Raw genomic sequence first — 18,550 nt, 5'->3', positions numbered from 1 at the left:
AGAGATTAAATATCGTCAAATTCGATATCAGTAAAACTTTTGTCTAGTTTTGGAGTTTCACTTTCTGTAACTTCATTTTGGTATTCTTTCTTGAAATCTTTTTGGTGTCTTTCAGAAATTACTTCTTCTCCTTTGTGATTCAAGACATAAGCGGTCATTTCTTCTAAAATTTCTGTAAAAGCAGTAAAATCTTCTTTGTACAAATAAATTTTATGTTTCTTGAAGTGAAAGGATCCGTCTTCTTCAGTAAATTTTTTACTTTCAGTGATTGTAATGTAATAATCATCAGCCTTTGTAGCTCTTACATCAAAAAAGTAGGTTCTTCTTCCTGCTCTTAAAACTTTAGAAAAAATTTCTTCTTTCTCTAACATATCATTTTCTCTCATAATACATCCATCAATTGGTTTACGTTAAATTACGATTCAAAAATGATAAAAAAAGTTGTAGAAAACAACAATTAGGTCAATTCTTTTTCTGAAAGTTGTTTCAAATAGAGGGTGGCATAATAGCCGTTTTGGTTTAGTAATTGATTATGAGTGCCTTGTTCTATGATTTTTCCCTCGTCGAGAATGATAATTTTATCGGCATTTTTTGCTGACGAAACGCGGTGACTCACGATAATAGTGGTTTTGTCTTTGCAAAATTCTAACAGGTTATTCAAGATGGTTTCTTCGGTTTCTGTATCTACTGCAGAGAGGCAATCGTCGAGCAACAAGATAGGCGCATCTTTGATAATGGCGCGAGCTATGGAAACGCGTTGTTTTTGTCCTCCCGAAAGTGTGATGCCTCTTTCGCCTAGTATGGTTTCGTATTGCAAGTTGAAATTGACTATGTTGTCATGAACCACCGCTTTTTTTGCTGCATCAATGACTTCATCGTCAGTGGCCGTTTCTTTGCCAAATTTAATGTTGTTTTTTATGGTGTCAGAAAACAAAAAAGCATCTTGTGGTACAATACCAATACTGTTGCGTAAATCGTATAAATTGACTTGACTAATTTCGGTTCCGTCAATTAGGATTTTACCGTCGGTCACATCATACAATCGGCTAATGAGTGCTAGAATACTCGATTTTCCCGAGCCTGTTTTTCCTAAAATAGCTAGTGTTTCTCCTTTGTGAATGGTAAAACTAATGTCTTGAAGGGCTTTGATATGAGTATCATCGTAGGTGAAATTCACATTTCTAAATTCAATTGCGCCTTCTATACTTGAATGTTTTGGATGATTGTTCTGAATATCGGGTTTGATTTTCAAGAATTCGTTGATGCGTTTCTGAGACGCTTCGGCTTCCTGAACCATAGATGAAACCCAACCTAACGAGGCTACAGGCCAAGTCAGCATATTGACATAAAGAATAAACTCAGCAATAGTTCCTATACTTTTTATACTTCCGTTGATGTACATTAACCCACCAAAATAAATCACGACCAAGTTACTTACGCCAATTAGAGCCAGCATCAAAGGACCGAATAAAGCCTGTACTTTGGCTAGATTCATGCTTTTAGCTTTGCTTTCTAGCGACAGCTCTTCCATGTTTTTTTGATGTTGACTTTCTAGCGAATAGGCTTTTATCACCCGAATTCCAGAGAAAATTTCCTGAGTAAAACTCGAAACTTTAGAAAGATATTGCTGAAAAACAGTACTTCTTTTATTGATTTCAGAACTTAATTTGAAAATGGCATAGGACAAAATAGGTAGCGGAAGCAAAGTATATAAAGTCAAACGTGGCGATACATTATACATGTAGACAATCACAATAGCAAATCGAATAAAGGTGTTGATGGTGTACATCACCGCTGGTCCTACATACATTCTCACCTTGCCTACATCTTCACTAATGCGGTTCATTAAATCACCTGTTCGGTTTTGTTTGTAAAAGTTTTGCGATAGGTTTTCATATTGGCGAAAGACTTCATTTTTTAAATCGAACTCAATATGTCGTGACATCACAATCAAGGTTTGTCGCATCAAGAACGTAAGAAAACCAGCAATGATGGTGGTAGCGATAATCAACAAAATATTGTGAACCAATTCCCTTTGTATCAACGAAGAATCAATGTGGCTTTGCTTGGCAAATTCTTCAATAGATTGAAACGATTTGCTGATTAATTTGGGTGTAAAAAGTGAAAAAATCTGCGCAACTATTGTTGTTACAATACCAATTAAAAAGCTGTATTTGTATTTAACAAAATATTTATTGAGGTATTGTAATTCTTTCATGTGCTAGTGGCAACAGTATTGATTTTTGAATGACAAATATACTTGATTGTGAGCAATAATTCGAATGCGAGAAACAACTTTAAGGCATTTTTATGAGTACGAAGAAATCCCTGAAAGCAAGAGCAAAATAAAAAAGAAAGCAATAAATAATTCCTGATTTCAATATAATTATTACTTTTGCCCAATGGAAGATACCTTTCAAAATTCTAATTTTTTAAAAGTTCTTAGATAGTGTTAAATAGAAGACATATTCGTGTTAAAGTGATGCAATCCATTTATGCGATGCACCAAAATGGTTCTGAAAATATAGAAAAAGAAGAAAAATTCTTGTTGTTCAGTATCGAAAATATCCAAGATTTGTATTTGGTAATGCTGTCTTCTTTGATAGAAATTTGTAAAAAAGAAGCTGAATTTTTAAAAAAATCAGCCGAGAAACATCTAGCCACTCCCGAAGAACGAAATCCCAACAAGAAATTTATCAATAATGCTATTTTTAAACTACTCTCTGAAAATAATTCGCTTAGTATTGCATTAGAAGATAGAAAAATCAACAACTGGTCCTTGAATGATGACTACATTTTGTTGTTGCAAGCAGCCATTAAAGAAAGTTCGTTGTATAAAAAATACATGACCAATAGAACCAATACTTTTGAAGAAGATAAACAATTTATTATTGCTGTTTTTTCCGATATTATTGCTGCCAATGATAAATTGTATGACTATTTAGAGGATCATAAATTGACTTGGGTGGATGATATTCCGGTTGTAAATACACAAATTATCAAACAAATTGCTACTTTAAAATCGCCTTCGGATGATAGTTTTAGAGTGCCTAAATTGTTCAAAGATACTGAGGATAAAGAATTTGTTTCCAATTTGTTTCGAAAAACAGTTTTGAACGAAGTGGAATTGGCTAAAGAATATATTGATAAAACACCTAATTGGGACACAGAGCGTATTGCCGAAATTGATACCATCATATTGAAAATGGCTATATGCGAATTTTTGAAATTTCCGTCTATTCCAGTGAAAGTAACTATTAACGAATATTTAGAAATTGCCAAGGAATATTCTACGCCTAAAAGCAGTATTTTTATCAACGGAATTTTAGACAATTTGGTAAAGGAATTTCAAGCGGCCAATAAAATTGTCAAAACGGGTAGAGGGCTTATGTAAGCTTTTAGTGGAAATGTAAAATACAATAAAACAATTTTAAACAAAAAATTATGCAACAGTTACAACAATTTTTACCTTTTATTTTAATGTTTGTAGTCATCTATTTCTTTATGATTCGACCACAACAAAAAAGAGCAAAACAAGAGAAACAATTTGAAGCCGATTTAAAAGTAGGCGATAGAATCATTACCAAAAGCGGTCTTCACGGTAAAGTGTCTGAACTAGCAGAAACTACAGTGGTTATTGAAACTATGTCGGGTAAATTAAAAATGGAACGTTCGGCTATTTCTATGGAAATGAGTTTGGCGTTGAACAAAAAATAATCTATGTTCATTTAAAAAAAATGCCTCAAGAAATTGAGGCATTTTTTTTGGCTTATTTTTTACTTTTCGAGTTTTTATCGATTTCAGTTGCTTGTTTTGAAAAATCTGATGTTGCTGTCAACTCGGCGATTTTAACAATAACATCAATGGCTTTTTGCATGCTTTCAACAGGTACATATTCGTATTTTCCGTGAAAATTATGTCCGCCCGCAAAAATATTAGGACAAGGTAATCCCATGTAGGATAATCTCGAGCCGTCAGTTCCTCCTCGAATGGGTTTTATAATCGGTTTAATGTGTAGCTCTTTCATGGCTTTTTCGGCCAAGTCAACTATGAATTTAACGGGTTTAACCATTTCCTTCATGTTGTAGTATTGGTCTTTTATTTCAGTAACGACAATGTCTTCACCAAATTGTTTAGCAAATTTTTTATTGAATTTCTTGGTGATATCGTGAATCAATTCTTTGCGTTTTTTGAATTTTTTGGCACTGTGATCACGGATAATCAATTCCAATACAGTTTCTTCAATACTCCCTGATAAATGATGAACATGGAAAAAGCCTTCGTATCCTCTGGTTTCTTGAGGAATTTCTTTTCTGGGTAGCTCATTAATGAAATCGTTGGCAATGAGCATGGAATTAATCATTTTACCTTTGGCATATCCAGGATGAACACTTTTTCCTTTGAAGGTAATTTTGGCACCAGCAGCATTAAAATTTTCATATTCTAATTCGCCTATTTGACTTCCGTCCATGGTATAAGCCCAATCGGATCCAAATTTTTCGACATCAAATAAATCGGCTCCACGACCAATTTCCTCATCGGGTGTAAATCCTACTCTTATTTTTCCATGTCTGATTTGTGGATTTTTGATGAGGAATTCCATTGCTGTAACAATTTCGGTAAGTCCTGCTTTGTCATCGGCACCAAGCAAGGTAGTTCCGTCGGTGGTGATTATGGTTTGTCCTTTGTATTGCAATATATCTTTGAAATAACTTGGCGATAAAACGATATTTTTTTCAGCATTCAAGATGATATCTCCACCGTCATATTTTTCTATGATTTGTGGTTTTACATTTGCACCAGTAAAATCTGGAGAAGTATCATAATGTGAAATGAATCCGATAGTTGGAACTTCTTTTTCGATATTACTAGGTAAAGTCGCCATAATATAGCCATTACTGTCTTTTGTGACTTCGGTCATTCCGATGGCTTTAAGTTCTTTAAATAATAGATTGGCTAGAACCAATTGTTTTTTTGTGCTTGGAATAGTTTCTGAATGAGGATCAGATTCGGTATCGATAGTAACGTAGCTGATGAATCGGTCAATGATATGTTGCATGATTGAATTTATTTCAGCAAAGATACAAATAGAATGAACGTAGTTAGGCTAAGTTATGAATATAGTTTTCTGTGTAGAATTGAGTAGCCCACAAAATACTCAAACTAAGAATGGAAATTGAGCATGCGTAATCACACGTGTCTAAAATCGCTTATAAGATTAATTTTTATAAAAATCTTTTACGTTGACTAGAATTTGGTTAGGAGACATTTTAGCTGCCGTTTGAACGGATTTCAATTTATGAATGTCGATTACTTTTTCATGGTATATGATATCTTGTAATTTTGTTTTTGTCTCGGCAGGACCAAAAATAAACAGCTCATCAGATTCTTTAACTTGAGACACTACGTTGTTTAAGAAAGAGTTCAGTTGATTTTTGTTGCGTTCTCTAAATTTTTGTTCATTATTACCGTGTCGATTTCCCGAAAAAGTACCTTTATGTCCTTCGTCATCGTGATAGATTTTGTTTTCAATTCCCGATTTAATTTCGGTTATGTTTTCTTTTCCATCAAAAAACGTTACTATGACCGCCTCTGAAGAATCAATCCATACTCCAGTTTGTTTTTTCCAGTTTTTCATGATTTCAACAATTTAAATTAAGATTCAATTTGCCCTATAAATTTACTTAAAAGTAGTGAATTTTGAAATAGGATTCAACAACATTTTATTAACTAATTGTTATCTTTATTGTTCTTAAAATCAGCTAAATAAAGCTGCTTGAATTTGAAAAAATGAAATGATTTTAGGTGCTTTTTTTGGTGTAATTTTTAAGAGTTAAAATTGGAAATAAATAAATGAACTACCACTTTCTTGTGCCCAAATTAGCATTAAAATAAGGCTCGACCAAACAAGACCTAGCCAAAACCATGATAATTTATAGGCTACATCTAAGACTTTTGTGTTTCTCATAAACCAATGAAATAGGACTATCAAAGGAACGATTATGGCAACTTTAAGTATTGCTAAAGTGGTCAATAATGCTTTACCATCATGAGCGATGCCAAACATGGATTGTAATAACTGCCATGATTTTTCAAAAGTGTCCGATCGGAAAAATACCCAAGTAATATTGATTAACATAAAAGTGAGTAAGGCATAGAAAAAGCTTATCCAAGGATGGCGTCGTACTTCAATTGCATCTGATGGTTGTTTGTGAATATGTGCGGCATTGCGTCTGTCTTTCAAATAGCGCTCTACCCAAAGATAAATTCCATGTAATCCACCCCAAGCTACAAAAGTCCAATTGGCTCCATGCTAAAGACCTCCAAGAAGCATTGTTCCCATCAGGGCAAAATAGGTTCTGATTTTTCCATGACGATTGCCACCCAAAGGGATATACAAATAATCACGAAGCCATGAAGATAAAGTTATGTGCCAACGTTTCCAGAAATCAGAAAAGCCTATTGCTGCATAGGGATAATTAAAATTTTGTGGTAAAACAAAACCAAGACACAACGCCACTCCAATGGCACAAGTCGAGTATCCAGCAAAATCTAAAAAGATTTGCCCCGAAAAGGCTAAAACACCTATCCAAGCATCTAGGGAAAGTAGCACCTCTTTTGATTCGAAAACACTATCTGCAGTTGCTGACAACATGCTATCGGCTAGAACAACTTTCATAAACAATCCAAGAGTTAGTAGCAATAATCCATCTGTAAGTTGTTTTAATGAAGCTTTGCGTGGTGATTCAAATTGGGGAACCAATTGTGGTGGTCTTACTATAGGCCCAGCAACCAAGTGAGGAAAGAATGTAACAAACAAAGAAAAATCTAATAATGATTTTACAGGTTCGCTTCTTTTTTGGTACATATCAATTGTGTAGCACAAGGTGGTAAATGTATAAAACGAAATTCCCGCAGGAAGTATAATATTGGGTTCAGCGGGATGGTAATCAAAACCTACTGCATTACACAATGCAACAAAATTTTCAAGTAAAAAAGTACCATATTTAAAGAAAATTAGCATTCCAAGATTTCCAATCAAACTCAGAATTAACAACATTTTTTTCTTGAAATGATTTTCTTGTGTATAAAGTGATCTTCCAACATAAAAATCGATTACGGTTGACATCCATAACAATAAAATGAAAGGAGGATTCCATGCCGCATAAAAAATATAACTGGCGAGTAATAAATTTATCTTCTTAGATTTCCATGATAATGGAAGGTTGTGTAAAAACAGTATGAGAATAAAAAAGACAATGAATGTGTAGGAGTTAAATACCATAATATGAGAATTTAGATAGTATTAATTGGTTTTTTCTTGAGTTGAAGAAGTTATTTTCCAGCCGTTTACAGTGTTTATTATTTTTATGAATTCTTGAGTAAACGTTACAGCATCTTTCAATTGTAAATGAGAAAATTCAGGACAATCAAAATGGGCTATTGAGGGATAATCCATAAAATGGATGCCGGGACATTTGGTTTCATTCAACAAACGATTCCAATATTTATCTCTTGGAAAAACTATATTTTCTCCCTGAAGATAAGCGCCGCTAGACGGTGTTCTTACAAAAAGAACCTGACCACCCCGCGCTTTGATTTTATCAGTAGCATTTTTTACCGATTTAAAAATGGCATCTAATTCACTTTCGGGCATTGGAGGTGCTTTTTTGCTCATGCTTGCAAAGAATTGCCAGATGCCTTTTACTTTATTACGTTGGATAGTATCTGAAACGAAAGCTGGAGTCATGTACATTTGCCTATCGAAGGTGCATCGATCAAAATCCATTGGAAATATAGGCATCATGAATACGCCAGGCCTACTTTTTAATTCCAATTCATCCAATTGAGCATTGAGAGACAAATGATCTTTATCCAAAAACACAAACATTGATTCAAGAGGTTTGTTAATTATAAAACTAGCGCGTTGTGCTGGAGTTTGTTCGTGGAAATAGTTGATGTTTTTATTAGGGTTTTCAGCATTGTGAGGCGCATTTGAAAAAAATAGGCCTTCTGTAACATCAATAATTAGTTTTCCTTTAAAATTAGGGTCATTGGCAAGATCCTCAAGTACAGGTCGAGGACAACTTCCTTCAATTGCCAATTGAATGGCATGCACGTTCGTTATTGAATTCCAAGTTGGAATGTCTAAATCGTATTTTATACGTGAAGAACCTATGAATACCACAGCTTCATTCGGGGATTCATAAACCATTTCTCTTTTGTCAGACCAGAGTGGTGGACCATCATCATAAGATACTTTTCTGCCGTTATTTCTTAGATACAGTTCCCAAAGACCAGCAACCACTACTACAATGATGACGGTCATAATTGCTGATTGCAAAAGCGATTTTTTTTTCCATATTTTCAGATTAATGTTTTAAAATCATATAAGTTTAAAATCATAAAGTGCTCTAAATTAAGTATTTGTTTTCTTTTTCACTTTGTCTTAACAAGAAAATTATGAACAATTATTTTGTTAACAATCACGAAAAAAAGTAAAAAATGATTTTAGAGTATAAAATACTAAGTACTCAATAAATAAAAACATCTCTAAACTTTACAAATCAGTTGGATAGTTTTACTTTTGCAACACACAACACAACTACCATGTACAAATTACTCATTCGTCCAATTCTTTTTTGGTTTGATCCTGAAAAGGTTCATTATTTTACTTTTTCTTTAATTAAAAAAATATCAAAAATACCCGGCTTTTCAGCTTTTATCAAAGCCTTTTATGAGGTGAATGATAAACGTTTAGAGACTGAAGTTTTTGGGTTAAAATTCAAAAATCCTGTTGGTCTCGCCGCTGGATTTGACAAAGATGCAGTCTTATACTCTGAGTTATCTAATTTTGGTTTTGGATTTATTGAGATAGGGACATTAACCCCAAAAGCACAAGAAGGTAATCCAAAAAAGCGATTGTTTAGACTCAAAGAGGATAGCGCGATAATCAACAGAATGGGTTTTAACAACGGAGGCGTTCAACAAGCTGTTGAGCGGTTAAAAAAGAATAAAGGTGTTCTAATAGGCGGAAATATTGGAAAAAATAAAAATACGCCTAATGAAAATGCTGCATCAGATTATGAAATTTGTTTTGACGCGTTGTATAATTATGTTGATTATTTTGTGGTAAACGTAAGTTCTCCAAACACGCCAAATCTCCGAGCTTTGCAGGATAAAGAGCCACTAACAGTATTGCTTCAAACCTTACAAAATAAGAATTGGTTGAAACCAAAATCCAAACCTATTTTACTGAAAATAGCTCCAGATTTGACAGATGAACAACTATTAGACATTATAGCTATTGTTAAGGAAACGAAAATTGCAGGAGTAATAGCCACAAATACAACTATTTCGCGCGAGGGATTGCGCTCTGAAAACAGAATTGAAAAAGGAGGATTATCAGGAAAGCCATTAACTCAACGTTCTACCGAAGTGATTCGTTTTTTATCTGAGAAAAGCAATAAAGCCTTCCCCATTATTGGAGTTGGAGGCATTCATTCTGCAGAAGATGCAATAGAAAAACTAGACGCTGGAGCCAGTTTAATTCAGTTATATACAGGGTTTATTTATGAAGGACCTGCATTAGTAAAAGCAATAAATAAAAAGATTTTAGAACGATTGTAAGAATGCGATTTCATCTCATTCGATTCTTTCCTATCTTTGACTGAATATGAAGTCGATAAAAATCATAGAATGTCCACGTGATGCCATGCAAGGCATAAAGTCATTTATTCCTACAGAAAGGAAGGTGGCTTATATCCAATCCTTGTTGGATGTTGGTTTTGACACCATAGATTTTGGAAGTTTTGTATCGTCTAAAGCTATTCCTCAAATGCAGGATACCACTCAAGTTTTAAGTCAGCTAGATTTGTCCACAACAAAGAGTAAGTTATTGGCAATTATAGCCAATACTCAGGGAGCACTAACCGCTTCAGGACATGCACAAATAGATTATTTGGGTTTTCCATTTTCTATTTCTGAGAATTTCCAGATGAGAAATACGCATAAAACAATTGCGGAATCATTAATTACTTTACAAGAGATTTTAGAGATTGCAGACAAGAGTAATAAAGTCTTGGTAGCTTATCTGTCAATGGGTTTTGGAAATCCTTACGGAGATCCTTGGAACGTAGACATAGTAGGCGAGTGGACAGAAAAACTAGCTAATATGGGCGTTAAAATTTTGTCACTTTCGGATACTGTTGGAAGTTCAACGCCAGAAGTTATCTCATATCTGTTTTCTAATTTAATTCCTAAATACCCCGCAATAGAATTTGGAGCTCATTTGCATACTACGCCAGATAAATGGTTTGAAAAAGTTGACGCTGCATACAAATCAGGTTGTCGCCGTTTTGATGGTGCTATTCAAGGTTTTGGTGGCTGCCCAATGGCAACAGATAGTTTAACGGGAAACATGCCTACAGAGCAGCTATTATCATATTTTGATGCACAAAAGGAAATTACGAATAGTAATTCGCTACAATTTGAAAAAGCATTTGGTGTGGCGACTACATTATTTAATGAGTTTCATTAATTTATTGATTTGGAACTAGTAAGCAATCCTGAACGTTTAATTGCCTTGTAAATTTCAATCCACATTACGGATACAAATCCTATTAAAATGCTAAAACCAATCTGAATACCATCTACTTTTTCAAACAAAAAGAAATTAAGAAAGACAGGAAAAGACAGCAATAGTGCGGTGATGGCAATCGTAATTCCTATAATCAACAAAACCAAATTATTTTTATACCGAATAGTTGTAAAAATTGAATAATAAAAAGAACGGTTTTCTAAAGTCAAGAATATATTTGAGGCTATCAAAGTCAAAAAAATGGTCGTTCTAGTGTATTTTTCAGAAAAATTTTCACCAACGCAATATTGATATACAAAGAGCAAGCCTAAAGTAATTACTAGTCCTTGGACAATACTAATGGTTATTTCATTCAAATTAAAAAAGGTAGTAGTGAGAGATCTTGGTTTTTGTAACATCAAATTATTTTCCATAGGTTCATTTTCATAAATGATGGAACAGGTAGGGCCCATAATGATTTCTAAGAATATGATATGAACGGGTGAAAAAATATTTGGATACATCCAACCCAATGCTAATGGGATAAAAACGATTAAAATGATAGGAATATGTATCGAAATGATGTATTGAATGGCTTTTTTAAGATTGATATAAATTTTTCTGCCCATAGCGATAGCATCGGTCATTTTAGAGAAATCATCATCAATGAGAATAAGATTAGCGGCTTCTTTTGCAATTTCGGTTCCTTTTTTACCCATAGCTATTCCAATATGAGCCGATTTTAATGCTGGACCATCATTAACACCATCACCAGTCATCGCCACGATTTGGTTGTTGTCTTTTAGAGCTTTTATGATTTTGAGTTTAGCTTCTGGAAACATTCGAGTAAAAATGCTGGTTTCCATTACTTTTTTATTAAGTGTTGCATCATTCATTTCCATTAGTTCGTCACCCTTCATTATTTTGTCAGCATGCTTAAAACCAATTCTATTAGCAATAGTTGATGTGGTTTCAGAATTATCTCCAGTAACAATTTTCACCTGAATGTTAGCATTGTAAAACGTTTCAAATACAGATTTTATATTTTCTTTTGGAGGGTCATAAAAAGCAACTAAACCTTTGAATGTATAGATAAATTCATGTTGTGTTTTTGGATAGTCTTTTCCAGAAAATTCAGCGAGACCAATTCCAAGAACACGAAAACCTTCTTTAGCCATAGTTTGCATGGCAGTGAGAATTTGCTTTGTTTCCTTTTCAGATAAATTGGAACAGGCTATGATTGCTTCTGGAGCACCTTTGGTAGCAATAATTTTTGTACCCGTTTTGTTTTCAAAGATGTGCGTCATCATGGGTGGTTGCCCACTTAATGGATATTCATGAACGAGTTTATAATTGGAGCGTTCATCTATTGGGGTCAATTTTTCATAAGCTTCGTGCAAGGCAATTTCCATAGCATCAAAAGGAATAGGTTCGCTTGACCACATTGATAGGCTTATTAATTCTAGTTCTTCCGTACTTATTTCATCTCTTACATTAGAAATAGTATTCTTTGAAAGCAAATACCATTGCGCCAACTCCATTTTGTTTTCAGTAATTGTACCTGTTTTGTCGGTACATATTACAGTTGCACTTCCTAGAGTTTCAACTGTTTTAGTCTGTTTCACAATAATTCCCATTTTCATCAAGCGCCAAGCACCCAAAGCCATAAATGTGGTAAAAGCAACGGGAATTTCTTCGGGAATAACACTCATTGCTAAGGTTAACGCTTTGAGTAAACTGTCCAGAACAATTCTAGAATTATAGTAGTTAATTCCCCACACAATGAAGAAAACAGATAAACCAATGAGCGACATTTTTTTTACAAAATTCCCAATTTGTATTTGTAATGGTGTTTTTTCTTCGGCAATATTGGCCAGACTATTACCTATTTTGCCCAGTTCAGTTTGTTTTCCGATGGCGGTTACTTTGCATATTGCCAAACCACTAGCAACAATGGTACCTTGAAAAACACGATTATTTTCTGTTTTTTCACTTTTAAAAACCGATAATGATTCTCCAGTTAAAATCGATTCATTTACGGAAAAATCATTCGATTGAAGAATGACTCCATCAGCAGGAATAAACGTACCTTCCTCTGTTTGAATTAAATCACCAAGAACAATCTCCTCACTTGGAACTTCTTGTACTTTGCCCTCACGAATGACTTTACTTTTGGGTTGTGTTAATTTTTTTAAAGATTCAATAGCGTTTCTGCTTCGCGATTCCTGGTATAAGGAAATAGTAGATACTAATACAATTGCGGCAGTCATGAATATTCCATCACCATATTCTCCTGTTATAAAATAAATACTTGTTGCAATTAAAAGAAGTAAAAACATAGGCTCCATTATCATATCAATCAGCGAAGCAATTAAATTGTTTTTATTTTGATGATCGAGTGAGTTGGTACCATTTGTATTTCTTGACATCACAACCTCATTTTCAGTAAGGCCTAAAAAAGATTCATGTTGTGAGTTCATAAGAATGAATTTTAGTTAGCGTTTCATTTGATTTACAAAAGAATTAAAGACCAAATATTTATAATGCAATTTAATCATTTTTGATGAAATTAAAGTGCTTTATTGCTTAAGATTATCTAAATTTGCATGCAATTTAACTACAACTACAAATTGCAATGATCGCACACAACAAAAAGATTATCGGAGAAGGTTTAACGTATGATGATGTTCTATTAGTACCCAACTATTCAAATGTACTTCCTCGAGAAGTTAGTATTCAATCCAAATTTTCAAGAAACATTTCTCTAAATGTTCCAATCGTATCAGCAGCCATGGATACGGTTACCGAAAGCGCTATGGCTATTGCTATGGCTCAAGAAGGAGGAATAGGAGTTTTACATAAGAACATGACAATTGAGCAACAAGCTGCAAAAGTGCGTAAAGTAAAGCGTGCAGAATCAGGTATGATTATCGATCCTGTAACCTTACCTCTAACCTCAACAGTAGCCGATGCCAAAAATGCTATGAAAGAATTTGGTATTGGAGGAATTCCCATTGTAGATGAAAATAAAATCTTAAAAGGAATTGTAACCAATCGCGATTTGCGTTTTGAAAGAAACAATGGCAGACCTATAATTGAGGTGATGACTAGTAATAATTTGGTCACAGTTGCCCAAGGCACTTCACTAGAACAAGCCGAAGTAGTTTTGCAAGGAAACAAGATAGAGAAACTTCCTGTGGTAAATGAAAAATACGAATTAGTAGGATTAATAACCTTTAGAGATATTACAAAACTAACTCAGAAACCCATAGCCAATAAAGATATATATGGGCGTTTGCGCGTTGCAGCTGCAATTGGAGTTACCGGAGATGCAGTCAATAGGGCAGAAGCATTAGTAAATGCAGGTGTTGATGCCATAATTATAGATACAGCTCACGGTCATACCCAAGGTGTGGTCAATGTTTTGAAAGAAGTAAAGTCTAAATTTCCTCAAATAGATGTGGTAGTAGGTAATATAGCTACATCTGATGCTGCCAAGTATTTAGTAGAAAATGGTGCAGATGGTGTAAAAGTAGGAATAGGTCCTGGTTCCATCTGTACCACACGTATTGTAGCAGGTGTCGGTTTTCCACAATTTTCGGCTGTGCTTGAAGTAGCTAATGCTATAAAAGGTTCTGGAGTTCCAATCATTGCCGATGGTGGTATTCGTTACACTGGGGATATCCCAAAAGCAATTGCTGCAGGAGCCGATGCTGTGATGTTAGGTTCATTGCTTGCAGGAACTATGGAATCACCTGGAGAAACTATTATTTTTGAAGGAAGAAAATTCAAATCGTATCGTGGTATGGGGTCTGTTGAAGCGATGCAAGAAGGTTCTAAAGACCGCTATTTTCAAGATGTGGAAGACGATGTTAAAAAGTTAGTTCCAGAGGGAATAGTTGGTCGAGTTCCATACAAAGGAGAGTTGAATGAAAGTATGCAACAATTTATTGGCGGTCTTCGAGCAGGTATGGGGTATTGTGGCTCAAAAGATATAGCAACCTTACAAGAAACTGGTCGTTTTGTTCGCATTACCACTAGTGGAATTAACGAAAGTCACCCACACAATGTGACGATTACAAAAGAAGCTCCTAATTATTCAAGATAAAAATCAAATAGTTATACAATTCATTAGGTGCTGGACAGAAAAAGACAGCACCTTTTTTATGGCTAATCGTGAACCAAATCAGCCAAAAGTTTTTTATCTCCTACAATCCAAAGAATATCATCTTTCTCTAAAACAATATCCGATTCTGGATTGAGAATCCTATTTCCTCTTTTTTCGATCCCTACAACTAAACCGTGTGTTTTTTCTCTTAATTTGGATTCTCTTATGGTTTTTCCAATATAGGAATCATTCTTTAATTCAATTTGGCGCAACACAATTTCTGGTTCTTTTGAGGACGCAGGAACTTCAATTTCATGTTGCTCCAAGTAGTTTTTGAATTCGTTGACTTGCATATCGTTGCCAATAACACAAATTTCGTCACTAGGGAATAGGCGATCGCTTCTTTTAGGAATATTAATCATAATATCACCTCGTTTTATTGAGGCAATATTAATTCCCATTTGCTCCCGGATTTGAAGTTCTTTTAGTGTTTTTCCAATGATATTCGACTCTTTGGCAATTTCAAAATAAGCCATATGTCCGTCCCAAGGAGACAAATCACTTCTACTTCTTCTCGCTCTTGTAATTTCTCTATCATTTAGATTGGTCAAAAAGTGATTTTCAATTTTATGGTATTGTTGATTTAATTTTTTTCGGAATAAAAAGTAAATAAATAAGGCTATAATTAATGCAATTAACGCCACAGAAGGAGAGAAAAAGATATTCAACAAAAATCCTATGAAAAATATGGTTAGCAACAATCGAAACAAAATCATCATGATAATTGGTCCTCGATATTTGCGTTCTTCCATCAAAATGGAGACTTCTTCTGCTGCAACTCGTCTCATCGAAAGTGCCCACAAGAAAGGAGATAGAAAGACTAAAGTTATCAAAGCTCCTAATGCATTCCCAAATTTGAAATTTTCGACCAATGGCAAAATGAATCGAGATGAAAGCAAAATAGTTGCCACTATAATGACCGATACTACTATAACAAGAGTGAGATAAGAGTTCAGCACTTTTTGCCAATTACTTACGGATTTAATAGATTGGGTGTTGGCACTATATCTTTCGATTCTCTTTATCCATTTCCGGGGTAATTTCTTAGCCAAAAACTCTGAAAATGGAGTTGACATTCTTATCATAAATGGCGTGCTGAAAGTAGTTACTGCCGAGACGGCTACTACAATTGGATACAAAAATGAACTTGTTACATTCAAGGTTGTACCCAATGTTGCAATAATAAAGGAGAATTCACCAATTTGCGATAAACTCATTCCCGTTTGTACCGATTCTTTAAGAGGTTGACCAGAAAGCAATGCACCAATTGTTGAGGTAAACGACTGCCCAAAAATGGTAATCAGAGATAAGATTAAAACAGGGATAGCATGTTCGTATAATGCCTGTGGATTGATTAACATTCCAACGGATACAAAAAACACAGCACCAAATAAATCTTTGACAGGTTTTACCAAGTGTTCTATATGCTCAGCCTGTGTCGTCTCGGCAATGATAGAGCCCATGATAAACGCACCAAGTGCAGGTGAAAATCCTACATTAGCTGCTAAAACGACCATCATTAGGCAAAGTGCGATTGAAATGATAAGTAACATTTCATCGGTAAGTAAATGTTTTGCTTTTTTGAGTAAGGTGGGGATAAAAAAGATGCCACCTACAAACCAAAGCGTCAAGAAAAACAGTAGTTTAAAAATGGATTGCAGCAATGCTCCTCCCGAAAATTGTTCACTAACAGCGATTGTAGATAATAACACCATCATTAATATGGCAAGAATATCTTGAACGATGAGCGAACCTATGACAATTCCTGCAAATTTTTGAGCCTTTACGCCCAGTTCATCAAATGTTTTCAGAATTATGGTTGTAGATGAAATAGAAAGAATAACTCCTAGGAAAATACTATCCATTTTGGACCAATCCATCCATTGCCCCACGAGGAAACCAATAAATGTCATGGATACAATTTGCGTAGTAGCGGTTATAGAAGCTGTTCCGCCGACCTTCATCAATTTTTTAAAACTAAATTCTAGTCCTAGACTGAACAACAGAAAAATAACACCAATCTCAGCCCAAACTTCTACACTTTTACTGTCTGTCACCGATGGAAAAAAGTCAAAATGATTACCTGCTAAAAAGCCTGCAATTAGATAGCCTAAAACAAGAGGTTGCTTTAGTTTTTTAAACAATAAAACGGCAATTCCCGCTGTCAAGAGAATTAACCCTAGGTCACTAATTAGTGGTTCTAAATGATGTGAAGTCGTTGCAATTGCACTCATACATTGTCGTCTTTGAAATGGCCTTGTTGGTTGTTTATTGTAAAGTATTTGGGCTAATTTACAAAAAAGGAAAGTGTTTTAAAGACTAATTGAGACTTAAAAAACTGTTAAGTATTTATTTCAGAAAAAAAAGTCATCGCTAAGGATGACTTTTAGTAAGCATGTATTTTAATTAAATTCCGAGAAAATTGCTAGGTGTAATTTGCATTAATTCTGTTTTTATAGCATCAGAGACATCCAGAGTTGTTATAAAAGCATGAATGGAATTCTTGGTTATAGCTTCGTTAGTTCTAGTTAAACCTTTCAACGCTTCGTATGGATTTGGATAGCCTTCACGACGCAAGATGGTTTGTATTGCTTCGGCAACAACTGCCCAGTTTTTCTCTAAATCTTCTTCAAATTTAGATTCATTCAACAGCAATTTATTCAGCCCTTTTAAGGTAGCTTCAAAAGCAATTAAAGTATGCCCTATGGGAACACCAATATTTCTCAAAACGGTACTGTCTGTCAAATCTCTTTGTAATCTAGAAACAGGTAATTTTGCTGCTAAATGTTCAAAAATAGCATTGGCAATTCCTAAATTCCCTTCTGAGTTTTCAAAATCAATAGGGTTTACCTTGTGAGGCATTGCCGAGGAACCAATTTCTCCTGCTTTGATTTTTTGCTTGAAATACTCCATCGAAACATAAGTCCAAATGTCTCTGTCTAAATCAATGATGATGGTATTGATTCTCTTTAAAGCATCGAAAAAAGCTGCAAAATGGTCGTAATGTTCAATTTGTGTAGTCGGGAAGGAGTGATGCAATTCGAGAATGTCTTCTACAAAATGATTTCCAAATTGCCTCCAATCAATCTGTGGATACGCAACATGATGCGCATTGTAATTGCCTGTGGCTCCACCAAATTTAGCTGCGAATGGTATGTTGAATAACAGACGCATTTGTTCTTCTAATCGCTCTACAAATACACCAATTTCTTTTCCTAAACGAGTAGGAGAAGCAGGTTGACCGTGGGTTTTGGCCAGCATAGGAATAGTAGCCCATTCCATGCTTAACTCTTTCAGTTTAGCAGTTAATGAGATTAATAAAGGTAGATATACTTGCTCAAAAGCTTCTTTAGTCAAAAGAGGAATTGCAGTATTATTAATGTCTTGGGAGGTTAGTCCAAAATGAATAAACTCTTTATATGGGGTTAAACCCAGTTTTTCAAAAGCATCTTTTATAAAATATTCTACTGCTTTTACATCGTGATTGGTTACTTTTTCAGTTTCTTTAATCCAAAGTGCATCTTGGGTTGAAAAGTCCTTGTAAATGTTTCGTAAACTTTCAAAAACAGTAGGGTTTACGGTTTTTAGTTGGGGCAAAGGAATTTCGCACAAAGCAATGAAATATTCGATTTCGATTAACACGCGGTATCGTATCAAGGCTTCTTCAGAGAAAAAAGGAGCTAAGGAAATGGTTTTGCTTCTATATCTTCCGTCAATTGGGGATATAGCATTCAATTCGTTTAAAGTAGTCATTGTTGTTGTGTTGTTTATTCAAAATGTGTGGTGCAAAAATAGGGAATAGT

Annotated in this window: 15 protein-coding genes; 5 read left to right on the top strand and 10 right to left on the bottom strand. The window is 34.6% G+C overall.

Features of this window, described 5'->3' with window-relative positions; all coding sequences use genetic code 11:
• Positions 1 to 5: 5 nt before the first annotated feature.
• Entirely contained in the window at positions 6 to 386 is a 381-nt protein-coding gene (locus tag AC23L6_RS06090) for a PUR family DNA/RNA-binding protein (protein WP_487560901.1), read from the bottom strand.
• Between the two features lie 71 nt (positions 387 to 457).
• Positions 458 to 2,218 carry an ABC transporter ATP-binding protein gene (locus AC23L6_RS06085; RefSeq protein WP_487560902.1) on the bottom strand — a complete coding sequence of 587 codons (1,761 nt, stop codon included), beginning with the start codon at positions 2,216 to 2,218 and terminating at the stop codon, positions 458 to 460.
• Between the two features lie 264 nt (positions 2,219 to 2,482).
• Here AC23L6_RS06085 and nusB point away from each other — a divergent pair, with 264 nt between their 5' ends.
• Entirely contained in the window at positions 2,483 to 3,394 is a 912-nt protein-coding gene (gene nusB / locus AC23L6_RS06080; protein ID WP_487561238.1) for a transcription antitermination factor NusB, read from the top strand.
• A gap of 50 nt (positions 3,395 to 3,444) precedes the next feature.
• Positions 3,445 to 3,717, top strand: coding sequence for a preprotein translocase subunit YajC (gene yajC / locus AC23L6_RS06075; protein ID WP_487560903.1), 273 nt, complete (start codon positions 3,445 to 3,447; stop codon positions 3,715 to 3,717).
• Between the two features lie 52 nt (positions 3,718 to 3,769).
• Here yajC and pepT read toward each other — a convergent pair whose 3' ends face one another.
• The 5 genes from pepT to AC23L6_RS06050 all read right to left on the bottom strand — a co-directional run bounded on the left by pepT (position 3,770) and on the right by AC23L6_RS06050 (position 8,329).
• Positions 3,770 to 5,059 carry a peptidase T gene (pepT, locus tag AC23L6_RS06070; protein ID WP_487560904.1) on the bottom strand — a complete coding sequence of 430 codons (1,290 nt, stop codon included), beginning with the start codon at positions 5,057 to 5,059 and terminating at the stop codon, positions 3,770 to 3,772.
• A 159-nt stretch (positions 5,060 to 5,218) separates the two neighbouring features.
• A complete protein-coding gene (locus tag AC23L6_RS06065) occupies positions 5,219 to 5,638 on the bottom strand; it encodes a hypothetical protein (RefSeq protein ID WP_487560905.1) in 420 nt (139 codons plus the stop codon).
• Positions 5,639 to 5,833: 195 nt separating this feature from the next.
• Complete coding sequence (locus tag AC23L6_RS06060; RefSeq protein ID WP_487560906.1) at positions 5,834 to 6,244, bottom strand: hypothetical protein; 411 nt, start codon at positions 6,242 to 6,244, stop codon at positions 5,834 to 5,836.
• A gap of 69 nt (positions 6,245 to 6,313) precedes the next feature.
• Complete coding sequence (locus AC23L6_RS06055) at positions 6,314 to 7,285, bottom strand: MBOAT family O-acyltransferase (protein ID WP_487560908.1); 972 nt, start codon at positions 7,283 to 7,285, stop codon at positions 6,314 to 6,316.
• A gap of 21 nt (positions 7,286 to 7,306) precedes the next feature.
• Complete coding sequence (locus AC23L6_RS06050; protein ID WP_487560909.1) at positions 7,307 to 8,329, bottom strand: hypothetical protein; 1,023 nt, start codon at positions 8,327 to 8,329, stop codon at positions 7,307 to 7,309.
• Positions 8,330 to 8,610: 281 nt separating this feature from the next.
• On the opposite strand from AC23L6_RS06050, the gene AC23L6_RS06045 reads away from it, so the two are divergent.
• Together AC23L6_RS06045 and AC23L6_RS06040 are read left to right on the top strand one after the other, a co-directional pair.
• Positions 8,611 to 9,630, top strand: coding sequence for a quinone-dependent dihydroorotate dehydrogenase (locus AC23L6_RS06045; RefSeq protein WP_487560910.1), 1,020 nt, complete (start codon positions 8,611 to 8,613; stop codon positions 9,628 to 9,630).
• Positions 9,631 to 9,676: 46 nt separating this feature from the next.
• On the top strand, positions 9,677 to 10,540 hold the full coding sequence (locus AC23L6_RS06040; protein WP_487560911.1) for a hydroxymethylglutaryl-CoA lyase: 864 nt from the start codon (positions 9,677 to 9,679) through the stop codon (positions 10,538 to 10,540).
• On the opposite strand, the gene AC23L6_RS06035 is transcribed toward AC23L6_RS06040, so the two are convergent.
• Entirely contained in the window at positions 10,537 to 13,059 is a 2,523-nt protein-coding gene (locus AC23L6_RS06035; protein WP_487560912.1) for a cation-translocating P-type ATPase, read from the bottom strand. The two genes, AC23L6_RS06040 and AC23L6_RS06035, sit on opposite strands and share 4 nt — an antisense overlap.
• A gap of 155 nt (positions 13,060 to 13,214) precedes the next feature.
• Here AC23L6_RS06035 and guaB point away from each other — a divergent pair, with 155 nt between their 5' ends.
• A complete protein-coding gene (guaB, locus tag AC23L6_RS06030) occupies positions 13,215 to 14,687 on the top strand; it encodes an IMP dehydrogenase (protein WP_487560914.1) in 1,473 nt (490 codons plus the stop codon).
• Positions 14,688 to 14,749: 62 nt separating this feature from the next.
• On the opposite strand, the gene AC23L6_RS06025 is transcribed toward guaB, so the two are convergent.
• Positions 14,750 to 16,981: a cation:proton antiporter domain-containing protein gene (locus tag AC23L6_RS06025; protein WP_487560915.1), complete on the bottom strand. Its 2,232-nt coding sequence runs from the start codon at positions 16,979 to 16,981 to the stop codon at positions 14,750 to 14,752.
• A gap of 172 nt (positions 16,982 to 17,153) precedes the next feature.
• Positions 17,154 to 18,500, bottom strand: coding sequence for an adenylosuccinate lyase (purB, locus tag AC23L6_RS06020; RefSeq protein WP_487560916.1), 1,347 nt, complete (start codon positions 18,498 to 18,500; stop codon positions 17,154 to 17,156).
• Positions 18,501 to 18,550: the final 50 nt, after the last annotated feature.

Source organism: Flavobacterium sp. R1_16, assembly GCF_057652095.1.
The sequence above is the reverse complement of the archived record's forward strand: the minus strand, read 5'-3'. Positions and strand labels throughout refer to the sequence as shown.